Genomic DNA, 21,880 nt, shown 5'->3' on the forward strand with positions numbered 1-21,880 from the left:
TGGGCCGCAGCCAAACCCGGGATTTACCAGCCTCGCCCGGCCTTCTGAAGTCGCAAGGGGCGCCGGAGTGCAATGTGCGGCGGTTTCTTGCCAGATTGACCGGCCGGATTCCGCCTCACTCAGGCACTCTGGGGGTGCGGCTACCCGATGTTGCAGCGAGCCTCGTCGCAGCTACGATATATGGGTGACATCGGTGGAACAACAGTTTTGTCCACCGGTTGCCAAGGCTCGTGAACGGTCAGTTGTCGAGGCTACGGAAAATCCGCGTGGTCGAGAAATACCGCTCCAGTTCTTCGATCCGTTCCTTGCTTTCTTCCCAGCGGGCTTCTTGCACCTCGGCGATCAGGGTCTCGGAGATCAACTGCAATGCGATGGTGGAATCCCAGCTCGACGGGGCCTCGACCAGTGCGTGGAACGTGTAATCCGCCGTCCGCCCGATGGGTGAGCCCCACTGGTCGGTGAACAGAACGACCGTCACACCCCGATCCGACGCCACCTGCGCCAGCTTCTCCAGATGCGCTTCGTAGCGACGGATGTCGAAGATCACCAGGACCGAGCTGTCATCCATGTCCAGCAGGTATTGCGGCCACACGTTGGCCGAGTTGCCCAGCATCGTCACGTTGGGCCGGATGATCTGCATGTGGTTGAACAGATAGTCGGCGTTCGAGCGGGTGATGCGGCCGCCCACGACATAGAGATGCCGCTCGGTATCGGCCAGCAACTGGGCCACGGCGTCGAACATGGACTTGTCCAGCCGCTCCAGCGTGTGCCGCATGTTGGTCCAGACGGCCTGCGCGAAACGGGTGATCGGGTGCTCGGTCTCGTCGTCGACGATCCAGGCGTCGCGTTTCGAGATCGGCTTCTTGATCTGCGCGGCGACCTCCTCGCGCAGGGCGTCCTGAAGGGCGGGAAAGCCGTCAAAGCCCAGTTTGCGCGCCATGCGGATCACCGTCGGGGTCGAGACCTGCGCCGCCGCGGCCAGCTTGGTGATCGATTGCAACCCGGCCATCGGATAATCCTGCAGCAGGACCGAGCCCAGCTGACGTTCGGATCGGGTCAGGTCATCAAGCTCGTCCTGGATGCGTTGCTTGACGGTCTTGGCGACAGAGGCCATCGGCGCCCTCGTATTATTCAATTCGTTACAGAATATGATCGAATGTAATTTTGTCTACAGAAATTTTCTTGACAGGCTGAATTTCGCTGTAACAAATGCTACTCATGATTGCTGCACCCGAGTCTCCTTTGCTGTCAACGATCGAAGCACCCGCCGCACGGGTGTTGAACGCGCTTGGCTGCGCCCCGGCAGTGCTGGTGTGCGAGCATGCCAGCCGGTTCATTCCGGCGGCGCTGGACGGTCTGGGGCTCGAAGCGGATGCGGCCCGCTCTCACGCTGCCTGGGATATCGGCGCGTTGGAGCTTGCGGTCGAGTTGATGGGCGCCCTGGATGCGCCGCTGGTGCAGGCCCGGGTCAGCCGGCTGGTCTATGACTGCAACCGCCCGCCCGAACGCGCCGATTCCATGCCCGAGGTCAGCGAAGTGTTCGAGGTGCCGGGCAACCGGAACCTGACCCCGGCCCAACGTGCCCAACGGGTGCGTGAAATCTACGAACCGTTCCGGGATCTGTTGTCCAAGACGCTGGACGCGCGCCCGGAACCACCGGTTCTGATCACGATCCACAGTTTCACCCCGGTCTACAAAGGACAAAGGCGCGACGTCGAACTGGGCATCCTGCACGATCAGGACGAGCGCGCGGCTCGGGTGATGCTGGACCATGTCGCAGGCTGCGGCCTGAGGACCGCTTTGAACGAACCCTATTCGGCCGCCGATGGCGTGACCCACACCCTGAGCGAGCACGGCGTCGCCCGCGGCCTTCCGAACGTGATGATCGAGGTCCGCAACGACCTGATCGACACGCCCGCCGGGGTCAACCGTATGGCTGGCATTCTGTCCCCGGTTCTGACCCGGACCATCGCGGCATTTTCGCCAACCGGAACAGAGGAGCAGGTATGAATTTCATGCGGGGATATGTTGCGGTCATCGACCGCATGAACCGCTGGATCGGGCGGGTCGTGATGTACGGCATCTTCGTGATGATGGGTATCCTGTTGTGGTCGTCGATCTCGAAGACCTTTTTCCTTCCGTCGCTCTGGACGCTCGAAGTCGCGCAGTTCGCGATGGTGGCCTATTACATCCTGGGCGGGCCGTATTCGATCCAGATGGGCTCGAACGTGCGGATGGACCTTCTCTACAGCGAATGGTCGCACCGGCGCCGGGCCTGGACCGACGCCATCACCGTGCTGTTCCTGATCTTCTACCTGGGTGTGATGATCTATGGCGGCTTCGACTCGCTCAGCTATTCCCTGCAGTATGGTGAGCGCAGCCCGACCGCGTGGCGCCCCTATTTGTGGCCAATCAAGGTGATCATGGTCGTGGGGCTGATCCTGATGCTGCTGCAGGCCATTTGCGAGCTTTTCAAAGATATTCTGCGCCTCAAGGGCGATGACATCCCGCGCGAGGTGATCTGATGTCGTATGAATTGATCGCCATTCTGATGTTCTCGACCATGATGCTGATGCTGCTGACCGGTCAGCGCGTGTTCGGTGCCATCGGCTTTGTGGCCGTGGTGGCTGCGCTGCTGCTGTGGGGAGACCGCGGCGGCTATGATATCGGGTTTTCGGCCGCGATGAAGCTGATGAAATGGTACCCGCTGCTGACGCTGCCGATGTTCATCTTCATGGGTTACGTTTTGGCCGAGTCCAAAATCGCCGACGACCTGTACAAGATGTTCCATGTCTGGATGGGCGGGCTGAATGGCGGGCTGGCTATCGGCACGATCGGGTTGATGGTGCTGATTTCGGCAATGAACGGGCTGAGCGTGGCAGGCATGGCGATCGGCGCCACGATTGCGCTGCCCGAGCTGCTCAAACGCGGCTATGATAAGAAGATGGTGACCGGGGTTATCCAGGCCGGGTCATCGCTGGGCATTCTCGTGCCGCCGTCGGTGGTGCTGGTTCTCTATGCGATGATCGCGCGTCAGCCGGTGGGGCAGCTGTGGCTGGCGGGTATCCTGCCGGGCCTGATGATGGCGGGGATGTTCATCCTGTACATCGTGATCCGCTGCCGGATAAACCCGGAACTCGGCCCGGCCCTGTCCAAGGAAGAGCGCGACGTGCCAATGGCGGAGAAGCTACGGCTGCTGCGCGCGGGTCTGCTGCCGTTGGCGATCTTCGCGGCGATGATGGTGCCCTTCGTCAATGGCTGGACCTCGCTGGTCGAAAGCTCGGCCATCGGTGCGCTGACGGCTTTTGCCGCCGCGGTGCTGAAAGGTCGGATGACGCGCAAAGTGTTCGAGGTCTCGGTCCGTTCGACCCTGGGCATCACCTGCATGTTCATGTGGATCATCCTGGCCGCCTTGGCCTTTGGCGCGGTGTTCGATGGGCTGGGCGCCGTGCGCGCGATCGAGACGCTGTTCACCGAACGGCTGGGCCTGAACCCGTGGGTGATCCTGATCCTGATGCAGCTAAGCTTCATCATGATGGGCACCTTCCTGGACGACACCGCGATGCTGGTGATCGTTGCGCCGCTGTACGTGCCGCTGGTGGGGGAACTGGGGTTCGACCTGATCTGGTACGGGGTACTGTACACGATCACCACGCAGATCGCTTATATGACGCCGCCCTTCGGCTATAACCTGTTCCTGATGCGGGCCATGGCCCCGCCCGAGATTTCGCTTCGCGACATCTACGGCTCGATCCTGCCCTTCGTGATGGTGATGACGCTGGCGCTGGCCATCATCATGACCTTCCCGCAGATCGCGCTGTGGCTGCCCGATTACATCTACAACAAATGACCCCGGACACACCGGGGCACATGCGAGAGGATGGTCTCTCGCCCATCGAAACCGACAACGGAGAGAGAAGATGACGAACAGACGCACATTCCTGAAAGGGGCCGCAGCGGCCCCGGCGGCCGCCCTGGCCACGCCCGCACTGGCGCAATCCACGATCCGCTGGCGCATGCAGACATATGCCGGCCCCGCGCTGGCAGAGCATGTGATCGATCCGGCCATCAAGATGTTCAACCAGATCGCCGGCGACCGGATGCAGATCGAGCTGTTCTATGCCGACCAGCTGGTGCCCACGGGCGAGCTGTTTCGCGCCATGCAGCGCGGCACGATCGACGCGGTGCAGTCGGATGATGACTCGATGGCCTCGCCCACCGAAGTAACCGTGTTCGGCGGCTATTTCCCGTTTGCCTCGCGCTATTCGCTGGACGTTCCGGTCCTGTTCAACCAGTACGGTCTGAACGAGATCTGGGACGAAGAATATTCCAAGGTGGGCGTCAAGCACATCTCGGCCGGCGCCTGGGACCCGTGCCATTTCGCCACCAAGGACCCGATCAACAGTCTTGAGGACCTGAAGGGCAAGCGGGTCTTCACCTTCCCGACGGCGGGCCGGTTCCTGTCGCAGTTTGGCGTGGTCCCCGTGACCCTGCCGTGGGAGGACATCGAGGTTGCCGTGCAGACCGGCGAGCTGGACGGCATCGCCTGGTCGGGCATCACCGAGGATTACACCGTCGGCTGGGCGGATGTGACCAACTACTTCCTGACCAACAACATCTCGGGCGCCTGGGCCGGGTCGTTCTTTGCCAACATGGACCGCTGGAACGAATTGCCCGAAGACCTGCAGACCCTGTTCCGTGTCTGCACCGACCAGTCGCACTACTACCGTCAGTGGTGGTACTGGGGCGGCGAGGCATCGCTGCGCGTGAATGGTGACAAGCTGAAGCTGACCACCATCCCCGACGAGGAATGGGCGCAGGTCGAAGCGGCCGCCGTTGCCTTCTGGGATGAGATCGCCGCCGAGTCCGAGATCAAGGCCAAGGTCGTCGAGATCATCAAGCGCTACAACGCCGACATGCAGAAGGCCGGGCGTCCATATCGCTATAGCTAAATCTGTACTCCGGCGCGCGGGTTCAATCGTGCGCCGGGGGTTCTGGCCGGTGCCCGTTCGGGCACGGGTGACCGCAAGAGCAAGTTCGCCAGTGTGAGACTAGGCCGGGGTCTTGGAAGTGACGAGGAATGAGAACAATGGGCATTGACGCGATTTTGGCGGATCTGAAGGTCCAGGTCGATGAAGGCGATGTGGATACCGTGCTTGTCTGCATGGTGGACATGCAGGGCCGCCTGATGGGCAAGCGCTTTCATGCGGGGCATTTCGTGGCCGGCGCGTGGCGCGAGACCCATTGCTGCAACTACCTGCTGGCCACCGATCTCGAGATGGCGACGCCGGACGGCTATGCCTCGACCAGCTGGGAGCGCGGCTATGGCGACTATGTCATGAAGCCCGACCTGAGCACCCTGCGCCCGGTGCCGTGGCTGGAGGGCACGGTGATGGTGATGTGCGACGTGCTGGATCACCACACGCATGAAGAGGTGCCGCATTCTCCGCGCGCCATTCTGAAGAAGCAGGTCAATCGCCTGAAGGCCATGGGCTATGAGGCGATGTGCGCGACCGAGCTGGAGTTTTTCCTGTTCGAGAAGAGCTTCGACCAGATCCGCAAGGAGGGATTCCGCGACCTGCAGCCGATCTCGGGCTACAACGAGGATTACCACATCCTTCAGACCACCAAGGAAGAGCATGTGATGCGGCCGATCCGCAATCACCTGTGGAACGCGGGCATTCCCGTCGAGAATTCAAAGGGCGAGGCCGAGGCCGGCCAGGAAGAATTGAACATCAAATACGCCCCGGCCATGCAGACGGCCGAGTATCACTCGATCGCCAAGAACGCGGTCAAGGAGATTGCATTCCAGCAGGGCCATGCGGCGACCTTCCTGCCGAAATGGCATCATGACCGGGTCGGAAGTTCGTCGCATGTGCATCAGTCGCTTTGGGCGGACGGGCAGCCGGCATTTTTTGACAAGGCCGACCCGCTGGGCATGTCGGACCTTATGAAGAGCTACATGGCGGGCCTGCTGAAATACGCGGCTGATTATACCTATTTCATGGCGCCCTACATCAACAGCTACAAGCGGTTCATGAAGGGCACCTTCGCGCCGACGCGGATCATCTGGTCGGTGGACAACCGCACTGCGGGGTTCCGGCTGTGCGGCGATGGCACCAAGGCGGTGCGGGTGGAGTGCCGGATTCCGGGTTCGGACATGAACCCCTATCTGGCCATCGCCGGAATGCTGGCCGCAGGGATCGCGGGCATCGAGGAGGGGCTGGAGCTGCAGCCGCCGACCAAGGGCGATGTCTATCAGGGGGATACGGGCATGATTCCGGGCAACCTGCGTGCGGCGCGGGACGCATTGCATGGGTCGTCCATGCTGCGGGCGGCCATGGGAGATGACGTGGTGGACCACTATGTGCGTGCCGCCGAGGTCGAGATCGAGGAATTCGAGCGTGTGGTGACCGATTGGGAGATTGCCCGCGGGTTCGAGCGGGCGTAAAGGGCGGATGTGAGGGGCCAGCCCCTCACGCTCCCCGGGATATTTTTGGCCAGATGAAGCAGAGGGCCTGCTTTGCTTGAGGATGGAGTGACCATGGGTCAGGTGTTGAAATGTATCTCGCCGATCGACGGATCGGTGTTTGCCGAGCGGACTGCGCTGGATCGCGACACGGCATTCGCCGCAGCGGGTCGGGCACGGGCAGCGCAGGCGGATTGGGCGGCGCGGCCCCTGCTGGAGCGGATCGATCTGGTGATGGCCGGCGTTGCAGCCGTGGGGGCGATGAATGACGAGATCGTGCCGGAACTGGCGCGGATGATGGGCCGGCCGGTGCGTTATGGCGGCGAGTTCGGCGGTTTCAACGAACGCGCGACCTATATGGCGGGCATCGCGCGCGATGCGCTGGCCGATATTGCCGTGGGTGAGGACGAAACATTCAAGCGCTACATCAAGCGCGTGCCGCATGGAGTGGTGTTCGTTGTGGCGCCCTGGAACTATCCGTACATGACGGCGATCAACACGGTGGCGCCCGCCTTGATCGCGGGCAACACGGTTGTGCTGAAACATGCCACGCAGACCCTGTTGGTGGGTGAGCGGATGGCGCGGGCCTTCCATTCGGCAGGCGTGCCCGAGGATGTGTTCCAGAACCTGTTTCTGAGCCATGACGTGACCAACGAATTGATCGCTGGCAAGGCGTTCGATTTCGTGAACTTCACAGGCTCGGTTGCCGGAGGGCAGGCGATGGAACGGGCGGCGGCCGGCACCTTTACCCCCGTCAGCACCGAGTTGGGGGGCAAGGATCCTGGCTATGTCATGGACGACGCCGATCTGGATGCGGCGGTCGAGACGCTGATCGACGGGGCCATGTTCAACTCGGGCCAGTGCTGCTGCGGGATCGAGCGGATCTATGTGCATGAGAGCCTGTATGACGATTTCGTTGCCAAGGCGATCGAGATCGTCAAGGGCTACAAGCTGGGCAATCCGCTGGACCCTGAGACGACGCTGGGACCGATGGCCAACGTGCGCTTTGCAGACGAGGTGCGCGCGCAGATCGCCGAGGCCGTGGCCGCAGGTGCCGTGGCGCATATCGAGACCTTTGCCGAGGATGACGGCGGCGCCTATCTGACGCCGCAGATCCTGACCAATGTCACCCACGACATGCGCGTGATGCGCGACGAAAGCTTCGGCCCGGTCGTGGGGATCATGAAAGTGTCCTCGGATGAAGAGGCCATTGCCCTGATGAATGACAGCGAATTCGGCCTGACCGCCGCGCTGTGGACGCGCGACGTGGCGCGGGCCGAACGCATCGGCGACCGGATCGAGACCGGAACCGTGTTCATGAACCGGGCCGACTATCTGGACCCGGGCCTGTGCTGGACCGGGTGCAAGAATACCGGCCGTGGCGGCGGCTTGTCGGTCATCGGATATCACAACCTGACACGTCCCAAATCCTACCACCTGAAGAAGGTGACGGGCTGAGGGCGATTTGCCTGTCCCGGACCGACCCCCTCGCCGGGGCAGGCCTTAGACACAAGGAAAGCTGACATGAGTCTTGTTGGAAACTGGTCCTATCCGACCACGATCAAATTCGGTGCTGGCCGCATCAAGGAACTGCCCGAGGCCTGCGCGGCGGCGGGGATCAAGCGCCCGCTGTTGGTGACCGACCGCGGTCTGGCCGATTTGCCGATCACTGCCGCGACGCTAGAGATTCTCGAGGCCGCAGGGTTGGGCCGGGGCCTGTTCAGCGAGGTCGACCCGAACCCGAACGAAAAGAATCTCGAGGCCGGTGTGGCCGCCTACAAGGCGGGGGAACATGACGGTGTGATCGCGTTTGGTGGCGGCTCGGGGCTGGATCTGGGCAAAATGGTCGCCTTCATGGCCGGTCAGATCCGGCCGGTCTGGGATTTCGAGGATATTGGCGATTGGTGGACCCGCGCGGATGCCGACGCGATCGCGCCGATCATCGCGGTGCCGACGACGGCCGGCACCGGCTCGGAAGTGGGCCGTGCCAGCGTCATCACCAACTCGGAAACCCATGCCAAGAAGATTATCTTCCACCCCAAGGTGCTGCCGACCGTGGTGATCTGCGACCCTGAACTGACCGTGGGCATGCCGAAATTCATCACCGCCGGCACCGGCCTGGATGCCTTTGCGCATTGTGTCGAGGCCTATTCCAGCCCCCATTACCACCCGATGAGCCAGGGCATCGCGCTGGAAGGGATGCGGCTGGTCAAGGACTATCTGCCGCGCGCCTATGCGGACGGCACCGACATTGAGGCCCGCGCCCAGATGATGAGTGCGGCCGCCATGGGAGCGACGGCTTTCCAGAAGGGGCTGGGTGCAGTCCACGCCATGAGCCACCCGATCGGCGCGGTGTTCAACACCCATCATGGCACCACCAACGCGGTCTGCATGCCCGCGGTTCTGGAGTTCAATGCCGCTGCGATTGCCGACCGGTTCGACGCGGCCGCAGCCTATCTGGGCATTTCGGGGGGGTTCGACGGATTTCGGGCCTTCGTGCAGGAATTCAACGACTCGCTGGGCATCCCGCGCAAGCTGTCCGATCTGGGCGTGACCGAGGATGCGATCCCCGACCTGGTCAAGGGTGCGATCGTCGATCCGTCCTGCGGCGGAAACCCGATCGAGTTGACCGAGGACAACCTGACCCAGCTGTTCTGCGCGGCGCTGTAAGCGCAACGCCGGGCCACTTGAAACCCCGGCGGCGATTGCTTGACGTTCGCGGATGCGGCCCGCAAGTTGGGTCCGCAACATGGTGGCCGGTGGGGCCAACGATGGATAGGAGCATCGGTATATAGATGCGAACGCCAACATGACGCAGCCGGACTGGACCGACCGGTTCAATGGAACTCGCCGCTTGCCGGACCGGGTCCGCGACCGGCTGCGCAAGGCGGCGCGTATCGTGCGGGTTGCGAAGGGTGCGCAGGTGTTTGGCCCGGACAATGTGCCCGAAAGCCTGTTGTTTCTTTACGCTGGTCGAATTCGGGTGTCCCAGCGGTCCGATACGGGGCGCGAGATCGTGCTGTATCGCGTCGAGGCCGGCGACAGCTGCGTTCTGACTACGGCCTGCATGCTGGCCGAGGAGGCATACAATGCCCAGGGGATCGCGGAAACGGACGTGACGGCCGTTGTTCTGCCAAAGGCCGAGTTCGACCGGCTGGCGGCCGAAGAAGACGCGTTTCGCAGCTTTGTCTTCGAGGCCTATTCGCGCCGGTTGATCGATCTGTTGCGGGTGGTTGATGATGTCGCCTTCGGGCGCATCGATGTGCGGTTGGCGGAACGGTTGCTGGCGCTGGCAGGCGAGGCGTCCGAGATACAGGTGACCCACCAGCAACTGGCCGACGAGCTTGGAACCGCCCGTGAAGTGATCTCGCGTGTCCTGAACGATTTTCAGAAGCGCGAGTTGATCACCCAGTCGCGCGGGCGAGTCACCCTTGCCGACAAGGCTGCATTGCAGTCGCTGGCGCAAAGCGGCTGAGTTTTTCCTGAAATCCACCGGCTTTCGTGACATTGTCACTGAAGGGGCCGGAAACCTGCCCTATGTGTCATTCAAAACTTGGAATGTAGAGGGCATAATGGCCACCAATGTGGGAACGCTCGACCGAATTCTGCGTGCTACGCTGGGGCTGGTCCTGTTGTACTTGGCATTTGCCAGCAAACTGCCGTTTTTCGACGGCGGCATCGGAAAATGGGGTGCAGTAATTGTCGGCGTAGTGATGCTGATCACTTCGGCGCTGCGGATCTGCCCGCTTTACGGTGCCTTCGGCATCAAAACCTGTAAGAGGACCTGACATGGAGACTGTATTTACACCTTTCGCTTCTTTCGGGGGCGGTTTGCTGATCGGCCTGGGAGCCGTTCTTCTGATGCTAGGGCTGGGTCGCATCATGGGGGCGACCGGGATCATGTCGGGGCTGGTTTTTCCCGAGAACGTCTCGGAGTTCTCATGGCGTCTGGCTCTGGTGGCAGGCATGATCGTGGCGCCGGGGCTGATCTTCGCGGTCACCGGCACGATGCCCGCGATTGACGTACCGGTCAGCCCGCTGATGATTGCCGTCGGAGGTGTCATCGTCGGACTCGGTGCCAGCCTCGGGTCCGGGTGTACGTCGGGCCACGGTGTCTGCGGCCTGTCGCGCCTGTCGGTGCGGTCGCTGGTGGCGGTACCGACCTTCATGGCGACCGCGGCCATCACCGTTTTCATCATTCGCCATGTGATCGGAGGGTAAGCCGATGAAACTGTTTCATACCTTCCTGACCGGCCTCGTCTTCGGCGTTGGGATTGCCATCTCGGGCATGATGAACCCGGCCAAGGTCCTGAACTTCTTTGACATTGCCGGCACCTGGGACCCCAGCCTTGCCTTCGTGATGGGCGGTGCGCTTGTGGTGACCTTCATCGGCTATCGGCTGATTTGGCGCCGGGACGCGCCCCTGTTCGCCGCGCGGTTCCAGATTCCGACCTCGACCGTCATCGACGGCAAGCTGATCGGTGGTTCGGCCCTGTTCGGCATCGGGTGGGGTATTGCCGGGTTCTGCCCCGGAGCGGCCCTCCCGGCCCTGGGTACCGGACGGTGGGAGGTGGTGTTGTTCCTGGGGGCCGTCGCCGTGGGCCTGGTCCTGGCCCGGATCCTGCAGGGCAAACCATTGTTTTCGCGCTCGGCCAAGGCCTGAGCGCCCAAGAGGAGACACAATCATGAACGATCAGAAATCAATCGACGCCCACAACCAGCGGATGGCGGATGCGATTGCAACGCCGATTGCCGAGTATCCGGTCGATCTGAGCGTCAAGCCCGAGGTTCAGGGCTTCTACGACGAGGCGACGGCGACGATCAGCTATATCGTCAAGGACCCCACGTCGAACGCTTGCGCGATCATCGACAGCGTGATGGACATCGACTATGCCGCCGGCCGGATCACCTTTGAACATGCCGATCTGCTGATCGCCGAGATCGAAAAGCAGGGGCTGAAGTTGGAGTGGATCATCGAGACGCATGCGCATGCCGACCACCTGTCGGCGGCGCCCTACATCCAGCAGAAGCTGGGCGGCAAGATCGGTATCGGCGAGAACATCAAGATCGTGCAGGAGGTCTTCGGCAAAATCTTCAACGAAGGCACCGAGTTCCAGCGCGACGGCAGCCAGTTTGATGCGCTGTTCACCGATGGCATGACCTACAAGATCGGCAACATGACCGCTTTTGCCATGCACACGCCGGGCCATACGCCGGCCTGCATGACCCATGTGATCGGCGATGGGGCCTTCGTGGGTGATACACTGTTCATGCCCGATGGTGGCTCGGCGCGCGCCGATTTCCCGGGCGGGGATGCCGGTACGCTCTATGACTCGATCCAGAAGGTGCTGAGCCTGCCGGACGAGACCCGGCTGTTCATGTGCCACGACTACATGCCCGGCGGGCGCGAGGTGAAGTGGGAGACCACGGTGGCCGAGGAAAAGGCGCACAACATCCATGTGGGCGGCGGCAAGTCGCGGGACGAGTTCATCAAGATGCGCACCGAGCGTGACGCGACGCTGGCGATGCCGACGCTGATCATCCCGTCGATCCAGGTCAATATCCGGGCGGGCGAAATTCCGACCGACCAAGACGGCAATCAGATGCTGAAGGTGCCGGTCAACAAGCTCTGATCGCGGGAGGCGACGATGGAAATCAGGAAAATCTCCGACAAGTTGTCGGTCTCGCCGCAGATCACGTCGGACGACCTTGCCGCCATCAAGGCGGCGGGGTTCCGCGCCATTATCTGCAACCGGCCCGACGGTGAAGGCGCCGACCAGCCCACTTTCGAGGAAATCGAGGCCGCTGCAGAAAGGCTGGGTATCGAAGCCCGGTACGTTCCGGTCCAATCTGGCCTGGTCCGCGACGAAGATGCCCGCGCCTTCGGTCAGGCCCTGACCGAGCTGCCGGGTCCGATCCTGGCCTATTGCCGGACGGGCACGCGCTCGGCCACCCTGTGGTCGCTGCACGAGGCCGCGCACAAACGCCCTGTTTCGGAGATCCTGACCGCGACCAAGGTTGCCGGGTACGACATGAGCGGTGTCGCCCGCCGTATCGCCAATGGCGGCAAGACGCCCACCGACACCGGCGATGCGTCCTTTGACGTGGTGATCGTGGGCGGCGGGGCAGGGGGCATCGCCACCGCCGCTAGCCTGCATGCGCGCAAATCCGACCTGTCGATCGCCATCATCGACCCGTCGGACGTGCACTATTATCAACCCGGCTGGACCCTGGTGGGCGGCGGCGTGTTCACGCCGGAACAGACGGCCAAGACCATGGGTTCGCTGATCCCACGTGGGGTCAAATGGATCAAGGCCGCCGTTGCCGCGTTCGAGCCGCAGAACAATGCCGTCATTCTGGATGGCTGCCGGGTGGTCAAATACGACCGTCTGGTGGTGTCTCCGGGACTCAAGCTGGACTGGGGCGCGGTCGAAGGGCTGGAAGAAACGCTGGGCCGCAACGGCGTGACCTCGAATTATCGCTATGACTTGGCGCCCTATACCTGGCAGTTGGTCGAAGGGCTGAAGGCGGGCCGGGCTCTGTTCACCCAGCCGCCGATGCCGATCAAATGCGCGGGCGCGCCGCAGAAGGCGATGTATCTGTCGGGAGATGCGTGGGTCCGGCGCGGGGTTCTCAAGGATATCGACATCCAGTTCATGAACGCGGGCGGAGTGCTGTTCGGGGTCAACGACTATGTCCCGGCGTTGATGGAATACGTAAAGAAATATGACGCCACGCTCAATTTCTTCCACAATCTGATGGCGGTGGACGGGGCGGCGAAGACCGCCACGTTCAAGGTGGCCAAGCCCAACGAGCAGCCCGAGCAGGTGACGGTCGAATTCGACATGATGCATGTCTGCCCGCCGCAGGTGGCGCCAGACTTCATCCGGGTCTCGCCGCTGGCGGATGCGGTGGGCTGGGTCGATGTCGATCAGGCGACGCTGCGCCATAAGAGCTATGACAACATCTGGTCGCTGGGCGACGTGATGAACGCGCCAAACGCCAAGACCGCGGCGGCGGCGCGCAAGCAGGCGCCGGTGGTGGCCGACAACATCGTGGCCGATATCGAGGGCCGCGCCCCGGTGGCGGCCTATGACGGATACGGCTCGTGCCCGTTGACAGTGGAACGCGGCAAGATCGTGCTGGCCGAGTTCGGCTATGGCGGTGTCCTGAAGCCCAGCTTCCCAAAGTTCCTTATTGACGGCACCAAACCTAGCCGCGCGGCCTGGTTCTTGAAGGAAAAGCTGCTGCCGCCGGTCTATTGGTCGGCGATGCTGAAGGGCAAGGAATGGATGGCCAAGCCCGAACCGCTGAAGGTGGCGGCCGAATAAACAACCTGCCGCCTCCGAACCCGATGCCGGCCGAACCGGTGCAAGTTCTGGCCTGACGCTGCGGATGTCCGGCCAAGACCTGGCGGTCAGAGCCTCCTCGCTCTGACCGCCGCCTTTCCAGGACGAGACCCCATGCAGAGCCTTTATCGCTACCTTCCCATTCTCGACTGGGGCCGCCGGTACGACCGGGCGGCGCTGTCCAATGACATGATCGCGGCGGTGATCGTGACGATCATGTTGATCCCGCAATCGCTGGCCTATGCGCTGCTGGCGGGGCTGCCGCCCGAGGCGGGGATCTACGCCTCGATCTTGCCGATCATCCTCTATGCAATTTTTGGCACCAGCCGGGCGCTGGCGGTGGGTCCGGTCGCGGTGGTGTCGTTGCTGACGGCAAGTGCGGTGGGGCAGGTGGCTGAACAGGGCACCGCCGGATATGCGGTGGCGGCGCTGACGCTGGCCTTTCTGTCGGGCGGGTTCCTGGTGCTGCTGGGCGTGTTGCGGCTGGGCTTTCTGGCCAACTTCCTCAGCCATCCGGTGATCGCCGGCTTCATCACCGCCTCAGGCATCCTGATCGCCACCAGCCAGCTGAAACATATCCTGGGGGTCAGCGCGCATGGGCATACCCTGCCGGAGATGCTGGGCTCGATCCTTGCGCATCTGAACCAGACCAACCCGATCACCGTGGTGATTGGCGTGCTGGCCACGGCGTTCCTGTTCTGGGTGCGCAAAAATCTCAAACCCGCGCTGCGGCGTATGGGGGTGCCACCGCTGCTGGCGGATGTGCTGACCAAGGCCGGGCCGGTGGCGGCGGTGGTGGCCACAACCCTGTCGGTCTGGGCCTTCGGGCTGGACGCGCGAGGCGTCAAGATCGTGGGCGAGGTGCCCCAGAGCCTGCCGCCGCTGACCCTGCCGGGGGTGTCCTCGGATCTGATCGGCGCGCTGCTGGTGCCCGCCATCTTGATCTCGATCATCGGGTTTGTCGAAAGTATCTCGGTCGCGCAGACGCTGGCCGCCAAGAAACGCCAGCGCGTCGACCCCGATCAGGAACTGATTGGCTTGGGCGCGGCCAACCTGGGCGCGGCATTCACCGGGGGCTTTCCGGTCACCGGCGGGTTCTCGCGCTCGGTGGTGAACTTCGACGCGGGCGCCGAGACCCCGGCGGCGGGCATCTACACCGCCGGCGGGCTGGCGATCGCCGCGCTGTTCCTGACCCCGCTGGTCTATTTCCTGCCCAAGGCGACGCTGGCCGCGACGATCATCGTGGCGGTGCTCAGCCTGGTGGACCTGTCGATCCTGAAAAAGACCTGGGGCTATTCGCGGGCCGATTTTGCTGCCGTCGCCGCCACCATCGTGCTGACCCTGCTGGCCGGGGTCGAGACCGGCGTGGCCAGCGGTGTGGCAATCTCGATCCTGCTGCATCTGTACAAGACCTCGCGCCCACATGTGGCCGAGGTGGGGCTGGTGCCGGGCACCCAGCACTTCCGCAACATCAAGCGCCACAAGGTCGAAACCGACCCCACGCTGGTCACGTTGCGGGTGGATGAAAGCCTGTATTTCGTGAACGCCCGGTTCCTCGAGGACCTAATCCAGTCGCGCGTGACCGAGGGCTGCGAGATCCGCAACGTGGTGCTGATGTTCTCGGCGGTGAACGAGGTCGACTTCTCGGCGCTCGAAAGCCTCGAGGCGATCAATCACCGCCTGCGCGACATGGGCGTCGGCCTGCATCTGAGCGAGGTCAAGGGCCCCGTCATGGACCGCTTGAAACAGTCCCACTTCCTAGACGAACTGAACGGGCAGGTCTTCCTGTCACAATACGACGCGTGGCAAAGACTGACCGCGCCTGACCGGGTGCGCGCGGCGGAATAATTCGGTCAGATCAGTTCTTCATGGGCCTTGCGCGGGATGGTTTCGATGACCTGGTGACCGGAGCGGCCTACCACGGAGTATTCCCACCGCCCATCCTGCCAGATCACGATGCCCAAATCCCCGTCGCGCCGGTATTGAAACGAGGGTTGAGCCGAGTCCGTGGCCAGGTCGGCAAACAGGCTGAGGCGGTCGCCGGATTCGTTTTCATAATGGAAGACTGCTGCCAGGCCATGACCCAGAGGCAACAACCCCCCACCGATCAGCCGGTAACCGGTATCCCCCAGTTCCGGCGCGATCACGGGTGCGCCCAGCCAGATACTCAGCCAGGTTTGCAGATGATCGCGTTGGTCGGCGAACACCTCGACCGGGTTAAGAACCTGGGGCGAATACAGGGCGTGTGCCGCCGCAGCCTGAATCGGTGCCTGCGACATCAGTGTCACTGGTTTGGCGGAGTCCCGCGACAGGAACAGGCCACTGCCCAGACCCAATGCAAAATCGAAACCGCCGCGGCCAGCCGCCTGCACCCGGCATGACCGGTACTCTGAAGTGCCCCGCGCATCAGTCGGTCCAGTTGCGCGGGATCAGGCTGCGGCACCAAGGCACCGATCATCCCGGCTGCCGGATCATTGCCGCAAGCCGCGTACGGTCGGCCGGATGTGCAGCCAGGTGCCGCTCCTGACGGTCCTGCTGAGATGGCGTCAACTGGCCGTCGAAAGCGGCCTGCAGCAGGGTTTCAATGGTCGGTTCGGTCGTCATTTCACGCTCCGCAATCGTGACGTTTTCGGCGGTTCTTCGGCGGCTTGCAGTCGTGCCCGCGCGCGACAGACGTGACGTGACGGTGCCCTACGGGATCCTCAGCAATCGGGCGCTCTCGGCATAGGTCTGCTCCGCGACCTTGACCGCCAGCAGTACAAGTTTCTAATCCTCCGGCAAGGCACCGATCTGACGCCTCAGCTAGCGCAGTTTCAAACGCTCTTCGGCGGGCGGCCTCGGGCGAGGCCAGCTGATCCAGCGCTTGGCGGTCAGAGGCCGGGACGCCGGCGGCGCGCCTGCTGTCGTTGCGATAGCAGTTGAGCAGGATCTTCATCGCCCAAGGTTTGAACGGGTGGTCCGGCAATCTAAGCCCCTTTTTTCGTATCGCACACAGAACGGCATCCTGCACCAGGTCATCGGCCTGGTCGTGGCTTCGGGTCAGCGCGAACGCAAACCGCCAAAGATCGGGCAGAGCGTCTTCGATTTGCTTGTCGAATGTCTGTCTTATCGCGTTGACGAAAGGCGACCGGATCCGGTCGCCCTTCTGGTCCGGGGTCAGGGTCGCGCAGTGTGCCAGACACCCTTGACGCCGTCGCCGGTCATGTCTCCGGGTTGCTTGTGCTTGATCCACAGATACAGGGGTTGGCCCTTGTAGGCGACCTGCATCGTACCGTCATCGCGCTGGAGCAACGAATAGTTCTTGGGCAGGTCGGTTCCGGCGGCGGCCAGCGGCGGCCAGTTCACGGCGTATTGGTCATAGCAGTTGGACTTGCCCGTTTCGTCCTTGTCGAACGTGTACAGCGTCATCTTGTTGGCATCCATCAGAAAGGTCTGATCACCCAGTTTCCCGGTCAGGACCGGGGCATCGCCAGCGGCGGCGGCGGTTGCAAGGGCGCATGCCATCAGGGTGGATATGGTCAGCGCAAAAGAAGTGCTGGTCATTCAGGTGTTCCGCCGTGTCGCTATCGCGCAGCGCAAGCACCACGACTGGGCCAGTCCGTTCGGGTGCGTTTTTGTACGAACTGACGAACGTTCAAACCCGGTGGCTTCAGCTGGGTCAGTCCGGTCGCCGGTTCGAAGCCCGCCGGTGGGCGTTTGCGAAAAGAGGTTTTCCGTCAAAAAATAGGAAACTGGCACGGTGTGCTGGTCTTGCCGCTATCCGCTGTCGTGTCGCGACGTTCGCGATATGGTGGGCGAGCGCGGGATGACAGTCGATGCCTCGGCGATCCACCGTTGCGTCAGGATGTTCGGCCCCAAGATCCGCGGGCGTGTCTATTGTGCCATCGATCATGCAGCGATTGCGCCCGATCCGCGGGTTCCAGACCATGGCCGGAGCCATCGCGGCGCTCGCCGGGAAACGAGACCTTCCGCACGATCCGAAAGGGCCAGTTCGAAGACTGTCAGACAGGGGTTGCCAGGGAAACGGCCTTCGTTGCAGATCTCTTCCCCGAAGCTGCGTGACGGGAGACGCTGCGGCTATCACTCCGCGGTTACAGGTTTTAGGCTACAGCCCCCAGACAACACCTACGCAACTCCATACCCGGGCACGCAAAATCATTCCGCCGGAGCAAATCCCGTAATCAGCTGACGTAAACCGATGGCTGCACCGACAAAGATCGAACCGAAGGCGACAGGCGCGCTGAAGGCAAGAACCGAAAAAGCTGAAATTCCTTGGCCGACACTGCATCCTACTGCAAGGATCGCACCCGGGCCCATGATCGCGGCCCCCATGATTTGACGTCGCAATTCGCGCGGGTCTTCGCAGGCTTCCCACCGGAAATGCCCCTTGGAATACGACCCAAGTGCCGCTCCTAATACCACACCTACAACTGAACCGACGCTGAACGACAATGTATTGCCCGACGCGGTCATGGCATAGATGATTGTATCTCCGATCGGGGCTGCAAACGTGTGGGTCCGGACGGGTTCGGCGTCAAAACCGGTATAAAGAACCCAATATGTGCCGACCCAGCCTGATACGATGGCAAGTCCCACCACGCTGGCCCAAATGATCTGGCTTGCCGACGGGCGCTGCCCCGCCCGAACAAGAGCTGCGCCGATAAGAACCGCCCCTGCGACCAAACCGGTTGCCAAAGGTTCGATCCCAACCGTTTCAAAAAGTTGGGTGAAACCTTGAGGTGACTCAGCGCCCATGATTTCGGGAAACAGCCAGACGCGCGCTTGTGCCAGGGGTCCGGACATGACGAAATAGGCCGACAGACCCATCACGACAACGATGAGAAAAGACCGCAAGTCGCCTCCACCCAACCGAGCCAACGCGCCGTATCCGCAATTTCCGCTAAGTGCCATGCCGTAGCCGAACATGAGGCCGCCGATGATCGTTCCCAGCGGGTTCCATGCGCGATCCAGATAGGCCGTTTCAAGGCTGTTGAACTTGCCCGCCGCAATAGCCAAATGCACACCGATTACTGCCACACCGATGGCGATGGCCCACATCTTGAGGCGCCGGTTGTCAGATCCGTACAGAGCGTCCTCAATGGCGCCCAATGTGCAAAAGCGGCCAACCCGAGCCGCCAACCCAAGCGCCACGCCCCCGACCAACCCGATCAGGGCTGCGGAGTTCGCTTCTCCGATGAGTTCCAGCACGGTATCCTCCCTCGGCCGGTTGCCACAACAGGGCAGGGCCGCTCAGTCGGCACGACAGAACAAGTCGTACACAACTTCCATGATTTGTTTCGGGCGGTCGTCTGTCAAGCTGTAGTAGATCGCCTTGCCTTCTCGGCGCGGGGTTACCAACCCCTCGAAGCGCAAGCGGGACAGCTGCTGGGACACTGCAGCCTGGCGCGCGGACAAAAGCTCTTCCAGCTCGGTCACTGATTTTTCGCCGGATGCCAGATGGCACAGGATCATCAACCGCCCTTCGTGGCTGATCGCCTTCAGGAAGTTCGACGCCCGCTGAGCGTTGTTCACCATCTTTTGCATGTCTTCGGCGCAAATGTTCTTGTCGAACACCGGCAGACGTGACGCAGGGGTTTCAGGATTGGTTGTCACGAAACTGTTTTCCTTACCCAGCTTGCTTCCAATCAATACCCGCCCGGTCAAGCATCATTCCCAAGAGACCCCAAAAGAAATCTTCACCCGGATAGCCCTCGATTCGACCGACTTCGAGCCCGTCTTCAATCAGAATGAAAGTCGGGGTAAACCGCACGCCGCGCTGCAGTTGTACGTCTGGCGTCGTTGTGTGCAGGTCGTATCGGCGCAATGGCGCGGCCTGGCCTTCGAGGGTCTTAGGATAGATGGGGGCAATTTCGGCGTTCCAGCGGGCACACCAACTGCACCCTTTTTCCTCGGCCATCAGCAGGTAAGTATCCGCCAGGACAGCCGTCGGAAGCAACATGGCCAAGACGAAAGCCAGTGTTTTCATCATCGACGTTGTCCCAAGTTGATACGCTCCCAAATTGACGTAGGCTATATTTCCATCATAATAGTATTTTTGAATATCTCAAGCGGTGGAGCGGCGACCAAGTGTTTGATGTCACTTTTTGGGGTGCAACTGTCGCCGGGCTACTTTCTTTCCTGTCGCCCTGCATCCTGCCGATCGTCCCGTTTTACCTGAGCTATCTGGCCGGAGCGGGTATGAACCAGATTTCTGCCGGGTCCGAGATTTCGCCCGCAGTCCGTTTTCGTGCCGTACTGGCAGCGAGTTGTTTTGCGTTGGGAGTGATAACAATTTTCGTTGGCCTCGGCGCCACCGCGACTGTGTTCGGCAGCTTGGTGCGCGAGTATTTTGACGTGCTGCGCTGGGTCGCGGCGGCGATCATCATTGCGATGGGTTTGCACTTTCTTGGCGTGGTCAAAATCGGATTCCTGTACCGTCAGTTCCGGGCGGACGCAGGGGATATATCGAATGTAAGTCTGATCGGGGCCTATGTGATCGGGCTGGCCTTCGCCTTTGGATGGACCCCTTGCGTCGGGCCAGTCCTGGCTGCGATTCTATTCACTGCGGCCGGGCAGGAAACGGCCAACGAAGGGGCCGCTTTGTTGCTTGCCTACGGTCTGGGCATGACATTGCCCTTCATCGTGGCCGCCATGTTCATCGGTCCGTTCATGACGTGGATGGCGCGGTTCCGCAAACATCTTGGGCTGATCGAGAAGCTGATGGGGCTGATGCTGGTCCTTTTCGGCGTTCTGATCGCCACGAATTCGATCAACTACATTGCGCAATGGATGCTTGAGACCATTCCCTGGTTCAGCGCAATCGGATGAAACTCGAAAGGACTCTCACCATGATCAGAATGCTTCTCCTGTTCGCCACGATTTTGATGGCACCGATGACTCTGGCAGCGGAACTGGGTGACGACGGCCTGCACAAGGCCTCGTGGATGCGCGATACTTTCAAGGATCTGCGCGAAGACCTTGAGGAAGCCAATGCCGAGGGAAGGCGGCTGATGGTCATCGTCGAGCAGCGCGGCTGTATATATTGCAAGAAGATGCATGAAGAGGTTTTTGTCGATCCGGAGATCGAAAGCCTGTTGGAAGACCGGTTCTTCGTCGTTCAGATCAACATGTTCGGCGATGTCGAAGTGACTGATTTCGACGGTACGGTCCTGCCCGAGAAAGACATGGTCAAACGCTGGGGAGCCTTGTTCACTCCAACTGTCTATTTTTTCCCCCAAGAGGTGCCGGAGGGTGCAGCGGCGACACAGGCAGTGGTGGCCACAATGCCGGGCGCTTTCGGTCGCGGGACAACGTTCGACATGCTGAACTGGGTGCTGGAAAAAGGTTACGACGGGGACGAGCCGTTCCAGAAATATCATGCCCGCATGATCGAGGCGCGCAAAGGCTAAGCTCCCTTGGCTCGGCGCAACAATAGTTTGAACCCCGCCTTCCCTGCGTAAAAATACAAAAATTCAATTAGACGAATTTAATGTTGCGAGTCGGTGTTGGTGTGCACTAGTGTGCAAAGACAAAGCAGGGAATCGTCTTTGGGAGGAGGCATGACAAAAGCGTTGAAACTTGGCCTGGCCGGAATGCTGTGTGCATCGACGGCGATGGCGGGTGAGATCAAGCCGAAAGATGTGTCGTTTGCCGACGGCGCCATCGAACAGTCGCTGACCGGTACTCCGGGCGACCCTGAAAAAGGCGCGATGATCGTGGGTGAGAAATCCATGGGCAACTGCGTGGCCTGCCATCAAGTGGCGGCGCTGGCGGACGTGCCGTTTCAGGGCGAGGTCGGCCCGCCGCTGGATGGGGCGGGGGACCGCTGGACCGAGGCCGAGCTGCGCGGTCTGGTGGCAAATGCCAAGATGACCTTCGAAGGTACCGTGATGCCGGCCTTCTTCAAGGCCGATGGCTATATCCGACCTGGCGATGCCTATACCGGCAAGGCGCCCAGCGGGCCGCTTGAGCCGATCCTGAGCGCACAGGACGTCGAGGACGTGGTCGCGTTCCTGATGACACTCAACGAACAATAGTCGCCTTCGCCTGTCCAAGGGGCACA

Annotated in this window: 25 protein-coding genes; 17 read left to right on the forward strand and 8 right to left on the reverse strand. The window is 61.7% G+C overall.

Annotation, left to right across the window (positions count from 1 at the left end; genetic code table 11):
- Window positions 1-238: 238 nt before the first annotated feature.
- Window positions 239-1,114 (reverse strand): MurR/RpiR family transcriptional regulator, encoded by an 876-nt coding sequence (locus AC2FNS_RS16535; protein WP_496713582.1) that lies wholly within the window; start codon window positions 1,112-1,114, stop codon window positions 239-241.
- Between the two features lie 104 nt (window positions 1,115-1,218).
- Between AC2FNS_RS16535 and AC2FNS_RS16540 the strand changes: the two genes are divergently transcribed.
- The 14 genes from AC2FNS_RS16540 (at window position 1,219) to AC2FNS_RS16605 (ending at window position 15,666) form a co-directional block, all read left to right on the forward strand.
- On the forward strand, window positions 1,219-2,010 hold the full coding sequence (locus AC2FNS_RS16540; RefSeq protein WP_496713580.1) for an N-formylglutamate amidohydrolase: 792 nt from the start codon (window positions 1,219-1,221) through the stop codon (window positions 2,008-2,010).
- Window positions 2,007-2,525: a TRAP transporter small permease subunit gene (locus AC2FNS_RS16545; RefSeq protein ID WP_496685223.1), complete on the forward strand. Its 519-nt coding sequence runs from the start codon at window positions 2,007-2,009 to the stop codon at window positions 2,523-2,525. The genes AC2FNS_RS16540 and AC2FNS_RS16545 overlap by 4 nt, the downstream gene beginning before the upstream one ends.
- Window positions 2,525-3,850, forward strand: coding sequence for a TRAP transporter large permease (locus AC2FNS_RS16550; protein ID WP_496713578.1), 1,326 nt, complete (start codon window positions 2,525-2,527; stop codon window positions 3,848-3,850). The genes AC2FNS_RS16545 and AC2FNS_RS16550 overlap by 1 nt, the downstream gene beginning before the upstream one ends.
- 70 nt (window positions 3,851-3,920) lie before the next feature.
- Window positions 3,921-4,952 carry a TRAP transporter substrate-binding protein gene (locus AC2FNS_RS16555; RefSeq protein ID WP_496713576.1) on the forward strand — a complete coding sequence of 344 codons (1,032 nt, stop codon included), beginning with the start codon at window positions 3,921-3,923 and terminating at the stop codon, window positions 4,950-4,952.
- Between the two features lie 137 nt (window positions 4,953-5,089).
- Entirely contained in the window at window positions 5,090-6,451 is a 1,362-nt protein-coding gene (locus AC2FNS_RS16560) for a glutamine synthetase family protein (protein ID WP_496684277.1), read from the forward strand.
- Window positions 6,452-6,544: 93 nt separating this feature from the next.
- Window positions 6,545-7,927 (forward strand): aldehyde dehydrogenase family protein, encoded by a 1,383-nt coding sequence (locus AC2FNS_RS16565; protein ID WP_496713574.1) that lies wholly within the window; start codon window positions 6,545-6,547, stop codon window positions 7,925-7,927.
- Between the two features lie 66 nt (window positions 7,928-7,993).
- Window positions 7,994-9,139 carry an iron-containing alcohol dehydrogenase gene (locus AC2FNS_RS16570; RefSeq protein ID WP_496713572.1) on the forward strand — a complete coding sequence of 382 codons (1,146 nt, stop codon included), beginning with the start codon at window positions 7,994-7,996 and terminating at the stop codon, window positions 9,137-9,139.
- A gap of 139 nt (window positions 9,140-9,278) precedes the next feature.
- Window positions 9,279-9,944, forward strand: a complete 666-nt coding sequence (locus AC2FNS_RS16575; RefSeq protein WP_496727712.1) for a Crp/Fnr family transcriptional regulator — start codon at window positions 9,279-9,281, stop codon at window positions 9,942-9,944.
- Window positions 9,945-10,041: 97 nt separating this feature from the next.
- Window positions 10,042-10,257: a YgaP family membrane protein gene (locus AC2FNS_RS16580; RefSeq protein ID WP_496685214.1), complete on the forward strand. Its 216-nt coding sequence runs from the start codon at window positions 10,042-10,044 to the stop codon at window positions 10,255-10,257.
- Window position 10,258: 1 nt separating this feature from the next.
- On the forward strand, window positions 10,259-10,690 hold the full coding sequence (locus AC2FNS_RS16585) for a YeeE/YedE family protein (RefSeq protein WP_496684262.1): 432 nt from the start codon (window positions 10,259-10,261) through the stop codon (window positions 10,688-10,690).
- A gap of 4 nt (window positions 10,691-10,694) precedes the next feature.
- A complete protein-coding gene (locus AC2FNS_RS16590; RefSeq protein WP_496684259.1) occupies window positions 10,695-11,132 on the forward strand; it encodes a DUF6691 family protein in 438 nt (145 codons plus the stop codon).
- An 85-nt stretch (window positions 11,133-11,217) separates the two neighbouring features.
- Window positions 11,218-12,102 carry an MBL fold metallo-hydrolase gene (locus AC2FNS_RS16595; protein ID WP_496685732.1) on the forward strand — a complete coding sequence of 295 codons (885 nt, stop codon included), beginning with the start codon at window positions 11,218-11,220 and terminating at the stop codon, window positions 12,100-12,102.
- Window positions 12,103-12,117: 15 nt separating this feature from the next.
- Window positions 12,118-13,800 (forward strand): bifunctional protein tyrosine phosphatase family protein/NAD(P)/FAD-dependent oxidoreductase, encoded by a 1,683-nt coding sequence (locus tag AC2FNS_RS16600; protein WP_496713195.1) that lies wholly within the window; start codon window positions 12,118-12,120, stop codon window positions 13,798-13,800.
- A 132-nt stretch (window positions 13,801-13,932) separates the two neighbouring features.
- Window positions 13,933-15,666 (forward strand): SulP family inorganic anion transporter, encoded by a 1,734-nt coding sequence (locus AC2FNS_RS16605; protein ID WP_496683875.1) that lies wholly within the window; start codon window positions 13,933-13,935, stop codon window positions 15,664-15,666.
- 5 nt (window positions 15,667-15,671) lie between these two features.
- On the opposite strand, the gene AC2FNS_RS16610 is transcribed toward AC2FNS_RS16605, so the two are convergent.
- The 7 genes from AC2FNS_RS16610 to AC2FNS_RS16640 form a co-directional block, all read right to left on the reverse strand.
- Window positions 15,672-16,097 carry a hypothetical protein gene (locus tag AC2FNS_RS16610; protein ID WP_496713193.1) on the reverse strand — a complete coding sequence of 142 codons (426 nt, stop codon included), beginning with the start codon at window positions 16,095-16,097 and terminating at the stop codon, window positions 15,672-15,674.
- A 175-nt stretch (window positions 16,098-16,272) separates the two neighbouring features.
- Window positions 16,273-16,422 carry a hypothetical protein gene (locus AC2FNS_RS16615; protein WP_496713191.1) on the reverse strand — a complete coding sequence of 50 codons (150 nt, stop codon included), beginning with the start codon at window positions 16,420-16,422 and terminating at the stop codon, window positions 16,273-16,275.
- 1 nt (window position 16,423) lies between these two features.
- Entirely contained in the window at window positions 16,424-17,050 is a 627-nt protein-coding gene (locus tag AC2FNS_RS16620; protein ID WP_496803916.1) for an RNA polymerase sigma factor, read from the reverse strand.
- Window positions 16,975-17,361, reverse strand: coding sequence for a COG4315 family predicted lipoprotein (locus tag AC2FNS_RS16625; protein WP_496713187.1), 387 nt, complete (start codon window positions 17,359-17,361; stop codon window positions 16,975-16,977). The genes AC2FNS_RS16620 and AC2FNS_RS16625 overlap by 76 nt, the downstream gene beginning before the upstream one ends.
- A gap of 612 nt (window positions 17,362-17,973) precedes the next feature.
- Window positions 17,974-19,026: a YeeE/YedE family protein gene (locus tag AC2FNS_RS16630; RefSeq protein ID WP_496713185.1), complete on the reverse strand. Its 1,053-nt coding sequence runs from the start codon at window positions 19,024-19,026 to the stop codon at window positions 17,974-17,976.
- 42 nt (window positions 19,027-19,068) lie between these two features.
- Complete coding sequence (locus tag AC2FNS_RS16635; RefSeq protein ID WP_496683887.1) at window positions 19,069-19,362, reverse strand: ArsR/SmtB family transcription factor; 294 nt, start codon at window positions 19,360-19,362, stop codon at window positions 19,069-19,071.
- 82 nt (window positions 19,363-19,444) lie between these two features.
- Entirely contained in the window at window positions 19,445-19,807 is a 363-nt protein-coding gene (locus tag AC2FNS_RS16640; RefSeq protein WP_496685730.1) for a hypothetical protein, read from the reverse strand.
- Window positions 19,808-19,905: 98 nt separating this feature from the next.
- On the opposite strand from AC2FNS_RS16640, the gene AC2FNS_RS16645 reads away from it, so the two are divergent.
- From AC2FNS_RS16645 to soxX, 3 genes are all read left to right on the forward strand, one after another.
- The gene (locus AC2FNS_RS16645; RefSeq protein WP_496685200.1) at window positions 19,906-20,646 is read left to right on the forward strand and encodes a cytochrome c biogenesis CcdA family protein; all 741 of its coding nucleotides are present in this window, start codon (window positions 19,906-19,908) and stop codon (window positions 20,644-20,646) included.
- Between the two features lie 20 nt (window positions 20,647-20,666).
- Window positions 20,667-21,227 carry a thioredoxin family protein gene (locus AC2FNS_RS16650; RefSeq protein WP_496683852.1) on the forward strand — a complete coding sequence of 187 codons (561 nt, stop codon included), beginning with the start codon at window positions 20,667-20,669 and terminating at the stop codon, window positions 21,225-21,227.
- Window positions 21,228-21,377: 150 nt separating this feature from the next.
- Entirely contained in the window at window positions 21,378-21,854 is a 477-nt protein-coding gene (gene soxX, locus AC2FNS_RS16655; protein ID WP_496683849.1) for a sulfur oxidation c-type cytochrome SoxX, read from the forward strand.
- Window positions 21,855-21,880: the final 26 nt, after the last annotated feature.

It is taken from the genome of Ruegeria sp. BHSA191, from assembly GCF_059613325.1.

Coding starts and splice junctions, on each gene's coding strand:
- AC2FNS_RS16535 (WP_496713582.1), bottom strand. CDS start 1,114: ATGGCCTCTGTCGCCAAGACCGTCAAGCAACGCATCCAGGACGAGCTT.
- AC2FNS_RS16540 (WP_496713580.1), top strand. CDS start 1,219: ATGATTGCTGCACCCGAGTCTCCTTTGCTGTCAACGATCGAAGCACCC.
- AC2FNS_RS16545 (WP_496685223.1), top strand. CDS start 2,007: ATGAATTTCATGCGGGGATATGTTGCGGTCATCGACCGCATGAACCGC.
- AC2FNS_RS16550 (WP_496713578.1), top strand. CDS start 2,525: ATGTCGTATGAATTGATCGCCATTCTGATGTTCTCGACCATGATGCTG.
- AC2FNS_RS16555 (WP_496713576.1), top strand. CDS start 3,921: ATGACGAACAGACGCACATTCCTGAAAGGGGCCGCAGCGGCCCCGGCG.
- AC2FNS_RS16560 (WP_496684277.1), top strand. CDS start 5,090: ATGGGCATTGACGCGATTTTGGCGGATCTGAAGGTCCAGGTCGATGAA.
- AC2FNS_RS16565 (WP_496713574.1), top strand. CDS start 6,545: ATGGGTCAGGTGTTGAAATGTATCTCGCCGATCGACGGATCGGTGTTT.
- AC2FNS_RS16570 (WP_496713572.1), top strand. CDS start 7,994: ATGAGTCTTGTTGGAAACTGGTCCTATCCGACCACGATCAAATTCGGT.
- AC2FNS_RS16575 (WP_496727712.1), top strand. CDS start 9,279: ATGACGCAGCCGGACTGGACCGACCGGTTCAATGGAACTCGCCGCTTG.
- AC2FNS_RS16580 (WP_496685214.1), top strand. CDS start 10,042: ATGGCCACCAATGTGGGAACGCTCGACCGAATTCTGCGTGCTACGCTG.
- AC2FNS_RS16585 (WP_496684262.1), top strand. CDS start 10,259: ATGGAGACTGTATTTACACCTTTCGCTTCTTTCGGGGGCGGTTTGCTG.
- AC2FNS_RS16590 (WP_496684259.1), top strand. CDS start 10,695: ATGAAACTGTTTCATACCTTCCTGACCGGCCTCGTCTTCGGCGTTGGG.
- AC2FNS_RS16600 (WP_496713195.1), top strand. CDS start 12,118: ATGGAAATCAGGAAAATCTCCGACAAGTTGTCGGTCTCGCCGCAGATC.
- AC2FNS_RS16605 (WP_496683875.1), top strand. CDS start 13,933: ATGCAGAGCCTTTATCGCTACCTTCCCATTCTCGACTGGGGCCGCCGG.
- AC2FNS_RS16610 (WP_496713193.1), bottom strand. CDS start 16,097: ATGTCGCAGGCACCGATTCAGGCTGCGGCGGCACACGCCCTGTATTCG.
- AC2FNS_RS16615 (WP_496713191.1), bottom strand. CDS start 16,422: ATGACGACCGAACCGACCATTGAAACCCTGCTGCAGGCCGCTTTCGAC.
- AC2FNS_RS16625 (WP_496713187.1), bottom strand. CDS start 17,361: ATGACCAGCACTTCTTTTGCGCTGACCATATCCACCCTGATGGCATGC.
- AC2FNS_RS16635 (WP_496683887.1), bottom strand. CDS start 19,362: ATGCAAAAGATGGTGAACAACGCTCAGCGGGCGTCGAACTTCCTGAAG.
- AC2FNS_RS16640 (WP_496685730.1), bottom strand. CDS start 19,807: ATGATGAAAACACTGGCTTTCGTCTTGGCCATGTTGCTTCCGACGGCT.
- AC2FNS_RS16650 (WP_496683852.1), top strand. CDS start 20,667: ATGATCAGAATGCTTCTCCTGTTCGCCACGATTTTGATGGCACCGATG.
- soxX (WP_496683849.1), top strand. CDS start 21,378: ATGACAAAAGCGTTGAAACTTGGCCTGGCCGGAATGCTGTGTGCATCG.